This window comes from Arthrobacter sp. Y3221160 (genome assembly GCF_059092585.1).
The window spans coordinates 111,981-126,876 of the sequence record NZ_JBNHHU010000003.1; the positions used below are offsets into that span (position 1 = coordinate 111,981).

The 14,896-nt window shown below is 62.3% G+C and carries 15 protein-coding genes and 2 pseudogenes; 9 read left to right on the forward strand and 8 right to left on the reverse strand.

Going from position 1 to position 14,896, the window contains the following annotated elements:
* Positions 1 to 38: 38 nt before the first annotated feature.
* Positions 39 to 422 carry a RidA family protein gene (locus tag AC5RWG_RS17075; protein WP_494167507.1) on the reverse strand — a complete coding sequence of 128 codons (384 nt, stop codon included), beginning with the start codon at positions 420 to 422 and terminating at the stop codon, positions 39 to 41.
* 310 nt (positions 423 to 732) lie between these two features.
* Between AC5RWG_RS17075 and AC5RWG_RS17080 the strand changes: the two genes are divergently transcribed.
* Entirely contained in the window at positions 733 to 1,341 is a 609-nt protein-coding gene (locus AC5RWG_RS17080; protein ID WP_494167508.1) for a helix-turn-helix domain-containing protein, read from the forward strand.
* Here AC5RWG_RS17080 and AC5RWG_RS17085 read toward each other — a convergent pair.
* The gene (locus AC5RWG_RS17085; protein WP_494167509.1) at positions 1,328 to 1,912 is read right to left on the reverse strand and encodes a helix-turn-helix domain-containing protein; all 585 of its coding nucleotides are present in this window, start codon (positions 1,910 to 1,912) and stop codon (positions 1,328 to 1,330) included. The genes AC5RWG_RS17080 and AC5RWG_RS17085 overlap by 14 nt on opposite strands.
* Positions 1,913 to 2,289: 377 nt before the next feature.
* On the opposite strand from AC5RWG_RS17085, the gene pdxS reads away from it, so the two are divergent.
* A complete protein-coding gene (gene pdxS / locus AC5RWG_RS17090) occupies positions 2,290 to 3,228 on the forward strand; it encodes a pyridoxal 5'-phosphate synthase lyase subunit PdxS (RefSeq protein ID WP_494167520.1) in 939 nt (312 codons plus the stop codon).
* A 50-nt stretch (positions 3,229 to 3,278) separates the two neighbouring features.
* Here pdxS and AC5RWG_RS17095 read toward each other — a convergent pair whose 3' ends face one another.
* The 4 genes from AC5RWG_RS17095 to AC5RWG_RS17110 are packed head-to-tail and all read right to left on the reverse strand — an operon-like array spanning position 3,279 to position 7,228.
* Complete coding sequence (locus AC5RWG_RS17095; protein WP_494167510.1) at positions 3,279 to 4,628, reverse strand: M20/M25/M40 family metallo-hydrolase; 1,350 nt, start codon at positions 4,626 to 4,628, stop codon at positions 3,279 to 3,281.
* Positions 4,625 to 5,389, reverse strand: a complete 765-nt coding sequence (locus AC5RWG_RS17100; protein WP_494167511.1) for an amino acid ABC transporter ATP-binding protein — start codon at positions 5,387 to 5,389, stop codon at positions 4,625 to 4,627. Before AC5RWG_RS17100 ends, AC5RWG_RS17095 begins: the two co-directional genes overlap by 4 nt.
* Positions 5,386 to 6,279: an amino acid ABC transporter permease gene (locus AC5RWG_RS17105; protein ID WP_494167512.1), complete on the reverse strand. Its 894-nt coding sequence runs from the start codon at positions 6,277 to 6,279 to the stop codon at positions 5,386 to 5,388. The genes AC5RWG_RS17100 and AC5RWG_RS17105 overlap by 4 nt, the downstream gene beginning before the upstream one ends.
* A 1-nt stretch (position 6,280) precedes the next feature.
* Positions 6,281 to 7,228: an ABC transporter substrate-binding protein gene (locus AC5RWG_RS17110; protein ID WP_494167513.1), complete on the reverse strand. Its 948-nt coding sequence runs from the start codon at positions 7,226 to 7,228 to the stop codon at positions 6,281 to 6,283.
* Between the two features lie 172 nt (positions 7,229 to 7,400).
* Between AC5RWG_RS17110 and AC5RWG_RS17115 the strand changes: the two genes are divergently transcribed.
* The 7 genes and pseudogenes from AC5RWG_RS17115 to AC5RWG_RS17145 form a co-directional block, all read left to right on the forward strand.
* The gene (locus tag AC5RWG_RS17115) at positions 7,401 to 7,625 is read left to right on the forward strand and encodes a cupin domain-containing protein (RefSeq protein WP_494167521.1); all 225 of its coding nucleotides are present in this window, start codon (positions 7,401 to 7,403) and stop codon (positions 7,623 to 7,625) included.
* A 204-nt stretch (positions 7,626 to 7,829) separates the two neighbouring features.
* A complete protein-coding gene (locus AC5RWG_RS17120; protein ID WP_494167522.1) occupies positions 7,830 to 8,234 on the forward strand; it encodes a B3/B4 domain-containing protein in 405 nt (134 codons plus the stop codon).
* A gap of 123 nt (positions 8,235 to 8,357) precedes the next feature.
* The gene (locus AC5RWG_RS17125) at positions 8,358 to 9,263 is read left to right on the forward strand and encodes an EamA family transporter (RefSeq protein ID WP_494167514.1); all 906 of its coding nucleotides are present in this window, start codon (positions 8,358 to 8,360) and stop codon (positions 9,261 to 9,263) included.
* A 133-nt stretch (positions 9,264 to 9,396) separates the two neighbouring features.
* Positions 9,397 to 9,648 (forward strand): annotated as a pseudogene (locus AC5RWG_RS17130) (dihydrodipicolinate synthase family protein); the annotation flags it as partial.
* A 33-nt stretch (positions 9,649 to 9,681) separates the two neighbouring features.
* On the forward strand, positions 9,682 to 10,806 hold the full coding sequence (locus tag AC5RWG_RS17135; protein WP_494167515.1) for an aminotransferase class I/II-fold pyridoxal phosphate-dependent enzyme: 1,125 nt from the start codon (positions 9,682 to 9,684) through the stop codon (positions 10,804 to 10,806).
* A gap of 526 nt (positions 10,807 to 11,332) precedes the next feature.
* The gene (locus AC5RWG_RS17140; RefSeq protein ID WP_494167516.1) at positions 11,333 to 11,701 is read left to right on the forward strand and encodes a hypothetical protein; all 369 of its coding nucleotides are present in this window, start codon (positions 11,333 to 11,335) and stop codon (positions 11,699 to 11,701) included.
* A gap of 629 nt (positions 11,702 to 12,330) precedes the next feature.
* Positions 12,331 to 12,544: pseudogene (locus tag AC5RWG_RS17145) on the forward strand (IS110 family transposase); the annotation flags it as partial.
* A gap of 88 nt (positions 12,545 to 12,632) precedes the next feature.
* On the opposite strand, the gene folE reads toward AC5RWG_RS17145, so the two are convergent.
* Together folE and AC5RWG_RS17155 are read right to left on the reverse strand one after the other, a co-directional pair.
* Positions 12,633 to 13,322: a GTP cyclohydrolase I FolE gene (folE, locus tag AC5RWG_RS17150; protein ID WP_494167517.1), complete on the reverse strand. Its 690-nt coding sequence runs from the start codon at positions 13,320 to 13,322 to the stop codon at positions 12,633 to 12,635.
* A gap of 428 nt (positions 13,323 to 13,750) precedes the next feature.
* A partial coding sequence (locus tag AC5RWG_RS17155; RefSeq protein WP_494167518.1) for an alcohol dehydrogenase catalytic domain-containing protein occupies positions 13,751 to 14,896 on the reverse strand: 1,146 nt, incomplete at its 5' end.

Here is a 14,896-nt window from a genome sequence, read left to right on the forward strand (position 1 = left end):
GGCGTCAGTCGACGTCGATGGCACGGGCGCCTGCGGGATCAGTGCGGGAGGACGGCCAGTGCGTCGATTTCGACCAGGGCGCTTGGGGCAAGCTGTGCACCTACGGTTACCCGGGCGGGGAAGGGCTGCGGAACAACCCTGCTGTACGCAGCGTCGAACGCGTCGAAGTCATCATCCGAAGCAAGGTAAACCCGTGTGATCAGCACATCAGCCCATGATGCTCCTGCATCCTTCAGGAGTGCTTCGATCTGCCTGAGGCTCTGTTCCGTTTGTTCCGCAATTCCACCGGCCAGAATCGATCCCGTCGTGGGATCGATGGCAAGTTGCCCCGAGAGCTGCAGGAAGGGCCCGATCTGCTTGCCTTGGCTGTAGGCGCCGACTGCCGGAGGAGCTGCGGGCGTGTTGATGATTCGCTGTTCCATAAGTCTCGTTCTTTCTCATCGCGCGGAAGACCGCCGTCAGGAGGGGCAGGTGGCGCGCCTTCAGATAGACGGGCCTCAGCCCTGCCAATAAGAGCAATATACTGCACAACAGTGGTGACGGACAACCCACCCGCGCTTGCTCCCCACCGCGCAACCCTTTGTATGGATTAGTGGAGCTTTGGACCACCAACCGCACATCTTCGCCTAGCGCACTTCCCGTTAGGACTGACCAGGATGCGCAATATAGTGTTCGCTTGTGCGTGAGACTACGATCAACGACGTTCCCGCAACAGGACCATCCGAGGTTCGAATGGCAACGCTCGTGGGCCGACGCCTCCGGCGACAGCGGATCATGCTTGGGCTTAGCCTGACCAGCCTTGCAGAAGCCGTGGGATTGGCAGTCGGTTCTCTGAGCAACATCGAGTCCGGGCGGAACGCAAGCCTGCCGGTTGTGGTGCGTCCCTGCAGGGCGTTGTCCCTGCGGGTGGAAGAGGTAGTGGACCCGAATCAGGAGACTTTGGGCTGGAAGGGGCCGGCGATGAGCTCCATTGATGGGGACATGCAGGAGTTGTCGCTGCAGCTTCTTACCAATCCCAAGGAGTCCGCGGTGGGCATGGTCAGCGCCACCCTGCCTTCCGGGCATTGCTGTCATCTTGAGGGTGCGCCTGCTCGAGTGCTGACAGTTATCCAGAAGTTTGGATCTTCGATCATCCGTTCGGAGCAAACCGAGGAGGTCCTCAATCCAGGCGATGCACCGACTATCCGCCGACGAATTGCCGCGACCTGGCTCAGCGTGGGCCGTGGGCACTCCATCACCCTGTGGGTAGGGAGACCCGGGGGTGACCTGCGGAGGATTTTTGGGGCAGGCGCCGCGGGAAGCGGTGCGACGCCCGGCGATCTCCGGCTCAGGGAGTGTTGATCACTACGATCCGAACGAAGCTCACTACTTCCGCGGAACTGTTGATGTAGGAGTAGGTGCGGTCTGTGGCAATTCTGGCCACCCCACCTTTGCCCACTGAATAGCTCGATCCATCCACCGAGAGGGCGAGTGTTCCGTTGACGACGGCGAGTATCTCTTCTGATCCCGCAGGGTCAGGTTCAGCGTCATAGCGGTCCCCTGGGGCCAGGGTCCAGTCCCACATCTCTGCCGGGCCCTGGCTCTTGGTTGTGGTGAAGACGCGCCCGCGACTGCCCTCCCGGGTTCCCTGCCATACAGTGGACGCTTCGTCTGCATGCAGGAGCTCTACCGGGCTGTCAGCGCGGGTGCGGACCAGCGCGGAGAATTCCACGCCCAATGCCCGGGCGATCTTATCGAGGGTTACCAGGGAGGCATTGGCCGTGCCGGCTTCAATGGCGGTGAGCATCCTGCGGCTGACATCCGACCGCTTCGCCAGATCCGTCACGGATATGCGCTGTGCGGTACGAAGCTTCTTGATTGTTCCGCCAACCAGTGCAATCAAGGAGTGCCCCGCGACATCGACCTCTGTCATTGATCCATCCTGCGCTCGGGCGAGTGATAAAGTGCTCAGCTTGGAGCCTATCAGGTGGGCCCCTTCTGCGGGCCCGGGGCGGCAAACGTTCTTGTGCAGCACCTCCACTGTATCTATACTGCCTTTGTGAGCAATTTATTTCTCATTGTCTTTGCCGCCTTATAGGCCTTTCCGACTGGTTGACGTGCAGGGGTGCATCACGCAAGTACCTCCTGCGATGGACCCGGTGCAACGCAGCGGGCCTCCAGCTGTGCTGTTGGTGAAAACATTTCGGAGGTGCCGGCAGGAGGCCTCCTGCTCCGGCGACCTGTCGGTTGCTGCAGCAGGCGGGGATGACATGGATAAACGCTGCCCTCATGCCCCAGTTCTTTCTTCCCATCAAGGAGTCCCCAGTGTCCGCATCTTTTAACTCGCCCGATTCCGTATCCTTGGCCGGCCAAACCGGGTCCAGCCGTGTGAAGCGGGGCATGGCTGAGATGCTCAAGGGCGGCGTCATCATGGACGTCGTCAACGTCGAACAGGCCCGCATCGCCGAAGACGCCGGTGCTGTTGCTGTGATGGCGCTGGAACGCGTTCCGGCCGATATCCGTGCCCAGGGCGGCGTGTCCCGCATGTCCGATCCGGACATGATCGAGGCGATCATCGACGCCGTGTCCGTGCCGGTCATGGCCAAGGCACGGATCGGCCACTTCGTGGAGGCCCAAGTCCTGCAGTCCCTCGGCGTGGACTACATTGACGAGTCCGAGGTCCTGACCCCGGCCGACTACGTCAACCACATCGACAAGTGGAACTTCACGGTTCCCTTCGTCTGCGGTGCCACCAACTTTGGTGAGGCGCTGCGCCGCATCAACGAGGGCGCGGCGATGATCCGGTCCAAGGGCGAGGCCGGCACGGGGGATGTCTCCAACGCCACCGGGCACATGCGCCAGATCCGCTCCGAGATCGCCAAGCTTGCCGCATTGCCCGAGGACGAGCTGTACGTCGCGGCCAAGGAACTGCAGGCCCCGTACGAACTCGTCAAGGAAGTCGCCGCTGCCGGCAAGCTTCCCGTGGTGCTGTTCACCGCCGGCGGCATCGCCACCCCGGCCGACGCCGCCATGATGATGCAGCTCGGCGCCGACGGCGTGTTCGTCGGTTCAGGCATCTTCAAGTCCGGCAACCCCGCCCAGCGCGCCGCCGCCGTCGTGAAAGCCACCACCTTCTTCGACGACCCGGACGTCATCGCCAAGGCCTCCCGCGGCCTGGGCGAAGCCATGGTCGGCATCAACGTCGACGAGATCCCCCAGCCCCACCGCCTCGCCGAACGCGGCTGGTAAACCAGGCTGATGGAGCGCAGTCCCGGACCTCCTTAGGGGCTGCGCTCCTGTCATTTATTGGCGTGCTCGTGGCCTGTGAGGAGCCGGTAGAGGACCCGGGCACCGAAAATCAGTGAATCCACCGGCACGCGCTCATCCGTCCCGTGGAACATTGAAGAGAACGAGTAGCCCGGCGGCAACTTCAACGGCGCAAATCCATAGCCTTGGATTCCGATGGCTGCAAAGGATGCATTGTCCGTAGACGCTGATGAGGTGTACGGCACGATTTTGCACCCCGGGTCCTCCGCGGCGAGAGCGGATTGCATCTGCGTGACAAGAGTTGACGCAGGATTGGCTTCGTCTGCCTCTGTCAGATCAATGATGTCCACCGAGATATCCGGGCCGAGGACGGAGGACAACTCAAAAAAGAAGTCGTCCTGGTACCCGGGTACGAACCTCCCGTCCATGAGGGCTTCGGCGCTTTCAGGGACCACGTTCAGGGACTTTCCGGCCCTGAGGACGGTGGGGTTCGCGACGTGCCGCACCGAAGAGGTGAGCATGCCGGCTACTGGTGCGAGGACGGTACCTTCCAGAGACAGTGGATCGCCGAGGATCCCCGGGGCTCCCAGCCGTTCCAGTGATTCCGTCATTTCGGAGGAAACCTTGGTCAGACGCAGCGGCCACCGGTGCTCACTGAGGCGCGCTACTGCAGCGGAGAGGATGCCAATGCTGTTCTGTGGATTGGTGATGGACCCGTGCCCCGCCCTGCCCCGGGCTGTCAGGCGAAGCCATGCAACGCCCTTCCTGCCGGATTCGAGCAGGTAGATCCGCTGGTCCGGCCGGACCTGGACGGAGAACCCTCCGACCTCGCTGATCGCTTCGGTGCAGCCGTCGAGCAGGTCCCGGTGGTTGTCCACCAGCCACCGGGATCCCAGGGTGAAGGCGTTTTCCTCATCCGCGGTGAAGGCAAGCACCAGCTCGCGCCGGGGCTGTACGCCCCGGCGGCGCATTTCGCGTACTGCCGTCAGGATCATCGCGACCATGTGCTTCATGTCAATCGAACCCCGTCCCCAGAGGTATCCGTCCAAGATCTCACCGGCGAACGGATCTACAGTCCAGAGGCCAGGGTCGGCGGGGACGACGTCGAGGTGACCGTGGACGAGCAACGCCGGTCCCGGTCCTCCCGGCACTCGGGCAATGACGTTGCTGCGCCGAGGTTCAGGTTCCAGGAGGCTCGACTCGATCCCGGCTTCAGCGAGTTTGGCCGCGACGTACTCAGCAGCATGGCGTTCCCCCGGCCCGGACGAGTCGCCGTAGTTGGAGGTATCGATCCGGATCAGGTCCCTGCAGATGTCGACAACTTCTTCAAACCCGGATGGCTTCTGCCCGGACGTTGCAGAGAGGGGAGATGATGCTTTCACAGCACCCGGGACAGGAACGATTGGGTCCGTTCGTGCTGGGGGCTAAGGAGTACTTCGTCCGGGGTGCCCTGTTCGACGATCACGCCGCGGTCGAGGAACACGACTTGGTCGGCGGCCTCACGGGCGAAGCCCATCTCATGGGTAACGACGACCATGGTCATCCCCGAGGCTGCCAGCTCCCTCATCACTTTCAGGACTTCTCCTACGAGCTCTGGGTCCAGGGCCGAGGTTGGTTCATCGAAGAGCATCAGTTCGGGTTTCATCGCAAGTGCACGTGCGATTGCAACGCGTTGCTGCTGGCCGCCGGAGAGTTGGGACGGGTAGTGGTGGGCCTTATTTCCCAGTCCTACTTGTTCCAGGAGCTCGTGAGCCCTCTTTCGGGCGCTGAGGGCCGACTCTTTGAGCACCATCCGGGGGGCTTCCATGACGTTTTCCACTGCTGTCATGTGGGGGAAAAGGTTGAACTTCTGGAACACCATGCCGATTCTTGACCGCTGCCGGGCGACGGCGCGGTCATCCAGCTCGTGAAGGATCCGGCCTTCCTGCCGGTAGCCCACGAGGTCACCGTCGACGTAGAGCCGGCCCGAATCGATGCGTTCGAGGTGGTTGATGCACCTGAGCAGGGTACTTTTCCCTGACCCACTTGGCCCTAAAAGGCAGGTCACATCGCCGCGCTTGACTGTGAGGTCCACGCCCTTGAGTACTTCGTTATGTCCGAACTTCTTGCCGACGTTGTCCGCGAGGACCATGGTGTCGTTCATCGTGCTCCTCTTTTCAGTCTTGGTGTGGCCGAGGGGCTTACTCCCCGGCCAAATCTCTTCTCCATCTGGCTCTGTCCGATGGAGAGCAGCGTGGTGACGATGAGGTACCAGATGGAAGCGACGACCAGCAGGGGAATGACCTTGTAGTTCTGTGCGTAGACCTGCTGAAGGTTGGTCATGAGGTCGTTGCCGGCAATGACCGATACCAGGGCGGAGGTCTTGAGCAGGGAGATCACTTCATTGCCCATCGGCGGGACAACGACGCGCATGGCCTGGGGCAGGATGATCCGGCGCATAGTGATGGCCCGGTTCATTCCCAGCGCCGAGGACGCTTCACGTTGTCCCGAATCGACGGACTGGATCCCGGCCCTGACAATTTCGGAAGCGTAAGCAGCTTCGTTGAGTCCCAGGGCGAGGATCGCTGCTGTCGTTGAATTGATCAGGGCGGATGTGGGTGAGGAGAAGAACACGGTGTCCGTGAACGGAATACCGATAGTGATGGAGGGGAAGAACGCCCCGATGAAGCCCCAGAAGATGATCTGGACCAGCACGGGGATGCCGCGGAACACCGTCACGTAAGCTCCGGCCACGGCCCGCAACACCCAGTTGTGGGAAAGGGTCATGATGGCAATGATCGTGCCGCCCACCAGGCCGATGATCATGCTGACCACCGTCAGGTAAAGGGTGACCATGAGGCCCCGGAGGGTCAGCTCGGCAAAGAGATATACCCCAACTGTCGGCCAATCAAGATTGGGATTGGTCGCAAAGACCCACGCGATCCCGGCGGCAGCCAGGCCGATAAGGACGGCAGCCACAGTACGCCAGGGGTGCCGCTGCCGCCGTACCTCGAAGTCGTCCACCCGGCGCTCATTTTGTACGCTTACTGACATCTCAGCCTCCGTGCTGGTTGGCCAGCGGCACCGGAATAGCCGTCTGGCTGACACCGTACTTGTCCAGGATGGCTTTGTAGATTCCGTTGTCCATGAGCTTCTCAATGGCACCCAGCACAGCTTCACTCAACTTTTTTTCAGATTTCGGGATGCCGACGCCGATTAGGGAGCTTTCGTACCCACCGGGGGCTGCCGGATCATCAAGTACCTGAACGCTCGCGTCCTGCGTGGCTGCATAGGCCAGGGCAGGCAGGTCCCCAACGATGGCGGTGATCGCTCCACTGTTCATGGCCAACTGCTCATCCGAGAAGGCAGGGAAAGCCTTGATCTCGACTGGTGCTTTACCGGCGTCTGAACATTTCTGGCTTTGAGTGCCGACCAGGTCAGCCTGCAGGGAGCCGTTCTGCACGCCTACCGCCCTGCCGCAAAGGTCATCCAGGGTCTTGACTTCGGAGTTGGTCTTCTTGACCAGAATCCCCGATCCGGAGCGGGCGTAGTTGACGAAGTCGAGCTGCTGTTCCCGCTCTGCGGTATCAAACAGCGTAGCCATCAGCACGTCGTACTTGCCTGCCTGCAGACCCGGGATCAACCCGTCGTACGGCTGCTGGGAAAACTCGAAGGGAACACCAAGGGTCTCTCCAATGGCATGGCCAAGGTCAATCTCAAGGCCCACCAGCTCCTCGCTGCCCGGAGCGGCGAACATCTGGTAGGGCGGGAACGGCGCATTCGTTGCAACCCGCACAGATCCAGCGGTGCGGAGCTTCTCAGGGACGAGGGCGGCCAAAGTTTCGTCTTTGGGTGCTACCGGGATTTCGGCGGTGGCGGTTGAAGAGCCTCCAGCACCGGGGTTCACCGTGGGGTTGGCACACCCCGACAGCGTGCCGGCAGCCACGGCAAACGTGAGAGCACCCACGGCAGCGGCCCGAAGGGTGACGGAAAGCTTAGGCATCATTAGTTCTCTACTCCGAATGTCCTGTCCGACAGTGCCGGAACTCTGAAGAGCAAGTGGAGCCTCAAATGAGCGCTTCACTGCCCGATGTGAGCAATATAACACCCATTAGAGTACAGTTAAGTTTCGTGACGCAAGACTTAGAGCAATATTTCTCTCACTCAGGCTCTCAATCGCCTCGCCCGGAACGAAGGAGCTGCTGCAGGTCCTGGAAGGATCCGTCTCCGTTGTGGTTGCGGGCAAAGCGTTTGTCCTTGAGGCAGGGGACGCTGTTTCGTTCCCCGGGGACGTGGAGCACTCGTATGGCACCGGGGGCACGGAACCGGCGCGGTTCTCCCGGGCGGTTTTTGAACCGGGTGTGGGGTCAGGGCACCGGCCGGAGGCAATTGATGCGTGATCTGGAGACGCTTCAGGAGTTTCTGAACGGAGCAGAGGTGGATGCCGCGGTGCACTCGCTGCGGCCGGATTACCGCGCTGTCCTGTTAGAGGTGGACGGCTGGTTCCCGGTCCCAGCGACGCGGCCAGTGAGCACTGCTGCAGAGGGCAGAGGCTTTCGGCACAAAAATCGCTGGATGTCTGGGCAGTGGAGGATATTCCCCATGTGTTCGCTTGGCGCGAAGCCTACAAAGGGTTTGGGGCGAAACCGCAACGCACGCGCAACAGCCTTGAGGCATTGCTCCGCCGTGCAGCTTCGGGCCTGCCGCGGGTGAATCGGCTGACCGGCATCAACGCCGTCTCGGTGCTTCACAAGGTCCCATTGGGAGGCGAGGATCTAACCAGCTACGTAGGGACGCCCCGACTGATACGCGCTACGGGCACGGAGCCGCTTGACACCATCGCCGGTGGCCCTGAGGTGCTCGTGCACCCGGAGCCCGGCGAGGTGGTGTGGTGCGATATCGCTGGGGCGACCTGTCGGCGCTGGAACTGGCGCCAGTGCCAGAGAACCCAGCTCCGCCAAGACACCACGACAGCACACTGTTCATCCTCGACGCTCTCCAGCCCATGACCAATGAAGCGCTCGATACTGCGGCAGAGGACCTAGCCTGGTGGCTTGGAAAGCTCGGTCCCGACGTCCGAATTGCCCGCCGTCGCATAGCCGCGGACACTACATTCCAAGAAGGAAACTGACATGCGCATGCGAAGCGCTTTGAACGTCCGGGTCCCGCCGTGGGGACTTGCCATGACGGCGATCATGTCAATCCAGCTGGGTTCGGCCCTGTCGGTTGACCTGATCGAGGATGTCGGCCCGTCAGGAACAGCCTGGCTCAGGCTCAGCATCGGAGCCGTCATTCTCCTGGCGATTGCCCGCCCGCCGCTGCGCTCCGTCCGCCGAGCCGACGTGCTGCCGGTGCTTGGGCTCGGGCTCATGACGGGCGTGATGTCGATCGGGTTCCTCGCAGCGATCGAGCGCATACCGCTCGGCACCGCCGTCGCGATCGAATTCCTCGGACCCCTGACGGTGGCCGCACTCCGCAGCCACAACCGGACGGCGCTCGTCTGCCCGACCCTGGCGCTGCTCGGCGTCATCCTCCTGACCGAACCCTGGCGAGGCGACTTCAACCCAACCGGCGTGGCGTGGGCGGCGCTGGCGGGCGTTGCCTGGGGCCTCTACATCCTGCTCACCCAGCGGATCGGGGACTGCTTCACCGGGATCGGGGCGCTCTCAATGACTGTCCCCATCGCCGCGGTGGTGGCCGCCGTCGTCGGCATACCGCAGGCCGCCGGCCACCTCACCTTCGGGGTCCTGGCCGCTGCGGCGGGGCTCGCCCTCCTGCTTCCCGTGCTTCCCTTCGCACTGGAAATACTCGCCCTGCGCAGGATGACGCCGACCGCGTTCGGAACCCTGATGGCACTCGAACCCGCTGTCGGCGTCCTCCTTGGACTGCTCATCCTGCACCAGCAGCCCTCAGCGGTCCAGACCGCCGGCATCCTGCTCGTCGTCCTCGCAGGTGCCGCGGCACAGCGGGGCGGACGACGGCGCCCCACGCCCCCGGAACAGCGTCCCAGCCCTGCTCAAATCGACGCCGTAGGCTAACTGCCCGCGCTGCTTACCACCCCACGGAGTCCCGGTCACGGCTCCCTCCGAAGGTGCGCTCATTGTTGAGCGTTGGCGCTGTGACCGCCGCCGACTTTGCCTTCATCCCGAATCCAATCAAGGAGCTTGAACGATGTTCACTGGCCTAAGCGCTTTTCCCATTACCACGCTTGCACACGATGCAATAGACGAGGCCTCGTTTATTCGGCTGGTTGAAAGGCTCAGTGCGGCGAAAGTCGACTCCATCACCGTGCTAGGCTCCACCGGTTCTTACGCGTACCTGAGCAGTGATGAGCGGAACCGTGTGGCCCACCTGACTGTGCAGCATGCTGGCGGGATGCCAGTGATCGTTGGTATCGGGGCGCTGCGGACGTCGCAGGTCCTGCAATAAGTCGATCTTCTGAAAAGAGGCAATGCCATGCACCTTCCTCCGTTCCTCATTGAGCGCATGTTCGCAAAACACGAATTCACCGCGCGGATAAACCTCACTGGTTCCGACACAGAGGCGCTGTCGCTGAACGAACTATGGCAGGTAGCGCCCGAGCGAACCCGGGCCTGGTACGAGTCGTTGACACTTGGTTACACCGAGTCGCCCGGCCACCCGGAGCTGCGCGAGCTGGCCGCTCAGGCCTCCGACGTTGGATCCGGGTCGAACGTCCAAATCTTCGCCGGTGCCACTGAGGCCGCGTTCGTCCTCTTAAACGCGGTTCTTGAGGCGGGCGATCACGTGATTGTCATTGGTCCGACATACCAGCTCCTGATCGACGTTCCGCGGGCAATCGGTGCCGAAGTGACCGAGGTGCGCCTCCGCCGCGAGAACGGTTGGGAGCTCGACATCTCTGAAATTGGGAACGCTTTACGACCCAACACGCGGCTTATCGTCACGAACTTCCCCCACAATCCCACCGGAGCCCTACCTAAGCGGCCGGTCTTTGAGGAACTCCTCAACCTCGTCGATGGCTCCGACACATTTCTACTCAGCGACGAAATCTACCGGGGGATTGAGCTAGATCCGCAGCGCCATCTCCCGTCTGCAGCGGCCATGACGCCCAACGCCATCACAGTCACCGGAGTATCCAAAGTGCTGGGCATGGCCGGCGTCAGGATTGGCTGGACCGTAACCCAGAACGCTGAAATCACCGACAAACTCCTCGACTATCGCTACTGGACCACCCTGGCCACCAGCGCCCCCAGTGAAGTCCTGGCCATCGCAGGCCTGCAGGCAGCACCCGCCCTTCTGGACAGGGCCAACACCCTTGTACGTACCAATGCCGCAGCCCTCGCTTCATTCGTAGCTTCCACACCGGGCTGGGACTGGATACCCCCGGTCGGTGGGACCTGCGCCTATCCATGGCTGACCAGCTCGGAAGCGCAAGTATTTTCAGAATGGCTGGTTGAGGACCACGGCGTACTCCTGGCCTCCGACGCCATGTTCCAGCACACCGGACAGCACCTACGCTTTGGTCTCGGGCGAGCACAATTCCAGGAAGGGATCTCCACTCTCCAGCAAATCTGGCCGGACTACACCACCGCCTACTGCTGAGCCTGGATGCCAGAAGGACGTCTTGCACATTTCGCTCGATAGCTTAAGCGTTGACCTCCCGAAGGCCTCGACCAACGCAGGCGCGTTAGAAATCGCTGGACATCACCGCCAGCCGACGCATATATCGTTCAAATGCGCACTATAAGTGCGCCACATTACTAGCCTACGGCTAGAGAGTCCCCCCATTGGTTCAAGATCCAGGACCCTGGGCAGTCAGACTCCTCAAGATCGAAATGAGCACGCCTTGATAAAACGATCTTCCTTTGCCGCGTCTATGGTGGCTTCCGTCGCCGTAGGCGGCCTGCTTGGCAGCTTTGTTTTCCCCGATTCCGCAACCGGTCCTGCAGCGTCGCAGGCACCCACGTTGGAACGCGGAACTGGGCCCCCCGCAACTTCGACGCCATCGACAAACTGATACACGAGCACGCGTCCAAAAACTCCCCTGACGACGCCGATGCCGAATATGCGGTCTTCGACTGGGAAAACACCAGCATTATCAACGACGTGACCGACAAACTCTTCCTCTATGGACCGCCTCGCTTATAAGCTCACGCCGGAAGAGTTCGCCCAGAACCAGGTTCGGACCATCCCGGGCGGTCTCGTCAAGGAATCGGTCACAAACGACGCCGGTGCGGAACTGGCCGGAAGGGCGGGCGTTGTCACCATCTCCTACACAGACGGCACGCGCACGGTGCCTGAGATCTACAACCTCATGCACACCTTCCTTGCCAACGGCATCGATGTGACGTCGTTTCCGCCGGTTTCGAACCGCTCGTCGAAGCCATCGCCTCATGCCCCGACTATGCCTACAACGTGCCGACGGACAAAGTCTTCGGGCTCCGCCTCGAACAGGACTCTTACCAAGCCACGACCGCCCGGCCTGAGTGACCAATAGACGCTGCAGGGGTCCTCTTTTGCGCTACTCCCCCGCCCATTTTCAAACGCCATAATTGAGATTACGTCAAGTAGTTGCTCGAACAACCGTGCAGACGCCTCCAATCCCTGGCCAGTAGCATGAGCCCATGCAGACGGCTTTGATGCTCATAATCACTGGCGTTGTGCTTGGCATGCCCACGGCCATATTTGCCTACAGAAATCCGCGGCGGAAAGGTGAACCCCTTGACGCCCACCGGACAGGGCTTCTCGGCCTAAGTGCCCTTGGCATGGCCTGCCTCATCGTCGGAGCCGCTGTTCTCTTGTCAGTCCTGCAGTAGTAGGAATAGTCCAACTTTTGGAGGACCAGTCCAGCAACGTGGCACTTTTCGGCGCTCCGTCGGTCTGCACAAAGCTGTCCAGCTCCCGTCCGCGTGCCTGGCCATCTTCCGGGCCGGAAACTCCCCTGCTTTGGGCTGATTTTTTATGCCGATAACCTGCCTTATGTAAAGTAGTTGCCTCTGGCAACCGTGCAGAGGCTGTCTGCGCAATTGCCCATGCCTCACTCAAGCAGTCGTCGTGCGGGCGTTATGCGACACATACGGGGACAGGAATTCCGGCGTCTATGTCTACAGGCAGCTGCACAGATGCCCGGCGTCCTCTGGGAACACGACGCGGCATCGCTGAATCGCGGAGGTGACAGGAACTCAGCCGTGCGCGGAACCTCTTCGCGATGGGCCGCAGGATCCATGGTCCTGAGACCCACGCCTACGCCGAGAAAAGATGAGCTGAAGGTAAGACGGACCGCAAGATCCGCCGCATCCTCAAACGCTACCTCGCCCTAAGCATCTACCGACGCCTCAACACAGCCTCAGTCACACATGGCGACTCTCTCGCCACCAGATTCGGAAATTTGCTCGAACCGTCCTTCATCGGCCTCCAGGTCCCATGGATCAGCCGTGGAGGATCAGGCTCATGGCCTCGGCCCGGGTGGAGGCGTCACGCAGTTGCCCACGCACGGCCGAGGTGACGGTCTTGGCCCCGGGCTTGCGCACCCCGCGCATGGACATGCACAGGTGCTCGGCCTCGACCACCACGATCGCCCCGCGCGGGTGCAGGTGGGTCATCAGCGCCTCCACGACCTCGGTGGTCAGCCGCTCCTGCACCTGGGGGCGCCGGGCGTAGATCTCCACCAGCCGGGCCAGCTTGCTCAGCCCCGTGACGCGGCCCTCCTTGGAGGGGGTGTAGCCGATGTGCACGTTGCCGTGGAACGGGACGAGGTGGTGCTCGCAGGTGGAGTAGAAGGAGATGTCCTTCACCAGCACGAGCTCCTCGTGGGAGATGTCGAATGTGGTTCCCAGTACGTCCGCCGGGTCCTGCCGCAGTCCGGCGAAGAACTCGGCATAGGCCTTGGCCACCCGCGCCGGGGTGTCCTGCAGGCCCTCGCGGTCCGGGTCCTCGCCGACGGCCTCGAGGATCTCCCGCACCGCGGCCTTGATGCGCGGCTGGTCCACGTAATTGGTGTTCCGATCGAGCGTTTCTTGGGCGCCGTGACGACTACCTGACGCTGCGATCGCCTCGGGGACAAGGTGATCGTCTTGCATGCCGGTTGTGTCCGGCAGGGAGTAAACGGTGGAGTGCATGGCTTCTTTCCTAGTCGAAAGGCGGTGGACGAGTGGTTGATTTACAGTCCATCTCTTGGTTTAGCCAGCCACTCCCCGCAGCTCTCGCGCCGGCGACTGTCCGCCTGGGCTGGTCGGCCGTGGGCTGGTATGAGCTAGTTCTGCCGCGTTGATGGCCTCCACAGTCACGCGCCGCCTCACCGCCGAAGTCGGCCTTCTGGGATTACGGCCCGGAAATGCAATGCCCAGTTGCAGCCAGGGTCTCCGACGCCATCACCTATGCGTTCATGGTCCCCAAGGACGCTGAGGTCCCGGGCCTCTACTTTTAGGACATCAACGATCTCGACGATGAAGACCTCGGAGTCGTGTCGTTCGACGCTGCTCTCTAGACTTCACCTCCCCAGCGCCCCCGGGAGCACAGGTGCCAACCGGGGGCGCTGCGCGGAGGATCAGAACTCGACGAGGTAACTGGTGAAGCCGCCGTCGCCGCTGGTAACCCCGTTGATCGCTGCGTTGATTTCCTCGAACGGCCATACCTTCGGCTCGAAGACACCCATGTCTGCCACGTTGCTGCGGATCATCTCCGCGAGTTCCAGCGCCTCGGCCGTGGTGAACCAGGCCGATCCGTAGAAGGTTGCGCCATTGTCCATGAACCACTTCGGGTCTAGCCCGGAGGGTCCGGAGAGGCCGCCGATGTTGACGATCTTGCCGCCTCGGGCCACGCCACGGACGGCGTCGGCGAATTCTTCGAGATCCCCGACGGCTGCCATGGTGTCCACGAAGTAGTCGGCGCCGTGGCCTCCGGTCCGCTCCCGGAGCCACTCGGAGGTCTTGCCGTCATGCGTCGAGAAGACCTCTATCCGCTCCGGCGCGAGGGTCTTGAGGCGCTCCAGCAGCGGCAGGCCACGGGCCACGGCGAAAACCTTCGAAGCGCCCAGCGCCAGGGCCAGCATCGTCACGCCGACGCCGAGGGTTCCCGTGCCGCCGTGGACCACCACGGACTTGCCGCCCAGCGGGCCGAGCTTCTTCAGCGCGCTGTAGCCGGTGCCGAGGTAGCCGAGCCGGGTCGCGTTGCGGAAGTCGAGGTTGTCCGGGATTGGCACGATCGCCGCCGACGGTGCGAGCATGTACTCGCTGAAGCCACCGTGAGGGTACTTCCGGAACATTTCCACGCTCTGGGCCGTGAACCCGAAGTACCCCGCGAAGGCCCAGTAATCGCAGGTCTGTGGTGCCCCTGAGGTGCAGGCGTGGCAGTGGCCGCAGGAGCGGGAGGGGTTGACGTAGACACGATCCCCGGGGGCCAGGCCAACGACCTGCTCACCCACCTCGTGGATCACCCCGACGGGGTCCAGTCCGAAGATGGCCGGTGTGGGCGGTAGTGGCTCGTGCGGGTACCAGGTCTCCCAGTTCGCCAGCACATTGGCCAGGTTGGGCACCATGCCGCAGGCGGCAACCTTGACGACAACGTCCGTGCCGGTGGCCCGAGGGCGCTCGATCTCGTCGATGGTCATGGTCGCGCCGCGCTCGTGCTGGCGGGCCGCGCGCATGGTCGCGGTGGGCGGGGCTAAGCGATCGGCGGAGGTTTCGGACTGCTG

What these genes read in the sequence shown, in the direction of transcription:
- AC5RWG_RS17125 (WP_494167514.1), top strand. Translation starts at nt 8,358, where the DNA reads ATGCGCATGCGAAGCGCTTTGAACGTCCGGGTCCCGCCGTGGGGACTT.
- AC5RWG_RS17110 (WP_494167513.1), bottom strand. Translation starts at nt 7,228, where the DNA reads ATGCCTAAGCTTTCCGTCACCCTTCGGGCCGCTGCCGTGGGTGCTCTC.
- AC5RWG_RS17105 (WP_494167512.1), bottom strand. Translation starts at nt 6,279, where the DNA reads ATGTCAGTAAGCGTACAAAATGAGCGCCGGGTGGACGACTTCGAGGTA.
- folE (WP_494167517.1), bottom strand. Translation starts at nt 13,322, where the DNA reads ATGCACTCCACCGTTTACTCCCTGCCGGACACAACCGGCATGCAAGAC.
- AC5RWG_RS17075 (WP_494167507.1), bottom strand. Translation starts at nt 422, where the DNA reads ATGGAACAGCGAATCATCAACACGCCCGCAGCTCCTCCGGCAGTCGGC.
- AC5RWG_RS17135 (WP_494167515.1), top strand. Translation starts at nt 9,682, where the DNA reads ATGCACCTTCCTCCGTTCCTCATTGAGCGCATGTTCGCAAAACACGAA.
- AC5RWG_RS17100 (WP_494167511.1), bottom strand. Translation starts at nt 5,389, where the DNA reads ATGAACGACACCATGGTCCTCGCGGACAACGTCGGCAAGAAGTTCGGA.
- AC5RWG_RS17085 (WP_494167509.1), bottom strand. Translation starts at nt 1,912, where the DNA reads ATGACAGAGGTCGATGTCGCGGGGCACTCCTTGATTGCACTGGTTGGC.
- AC5RWG_RS17080 (WP_494167508.1), top strand. Translation starts at nt 733, where the DNA reads ATGGCAACGCTCGTGGGCCGACGCCTCCGGCGACAGCGGATCATGCTT.
- AC5RWG_RS17140 (WP_494167516.1), top strand. Translation starts at nt 11,333, where the DNA reads ATGGACCGCCTCGCTTATAAGCTCACGCCGGAAGAGTTCGCCCAGAAC.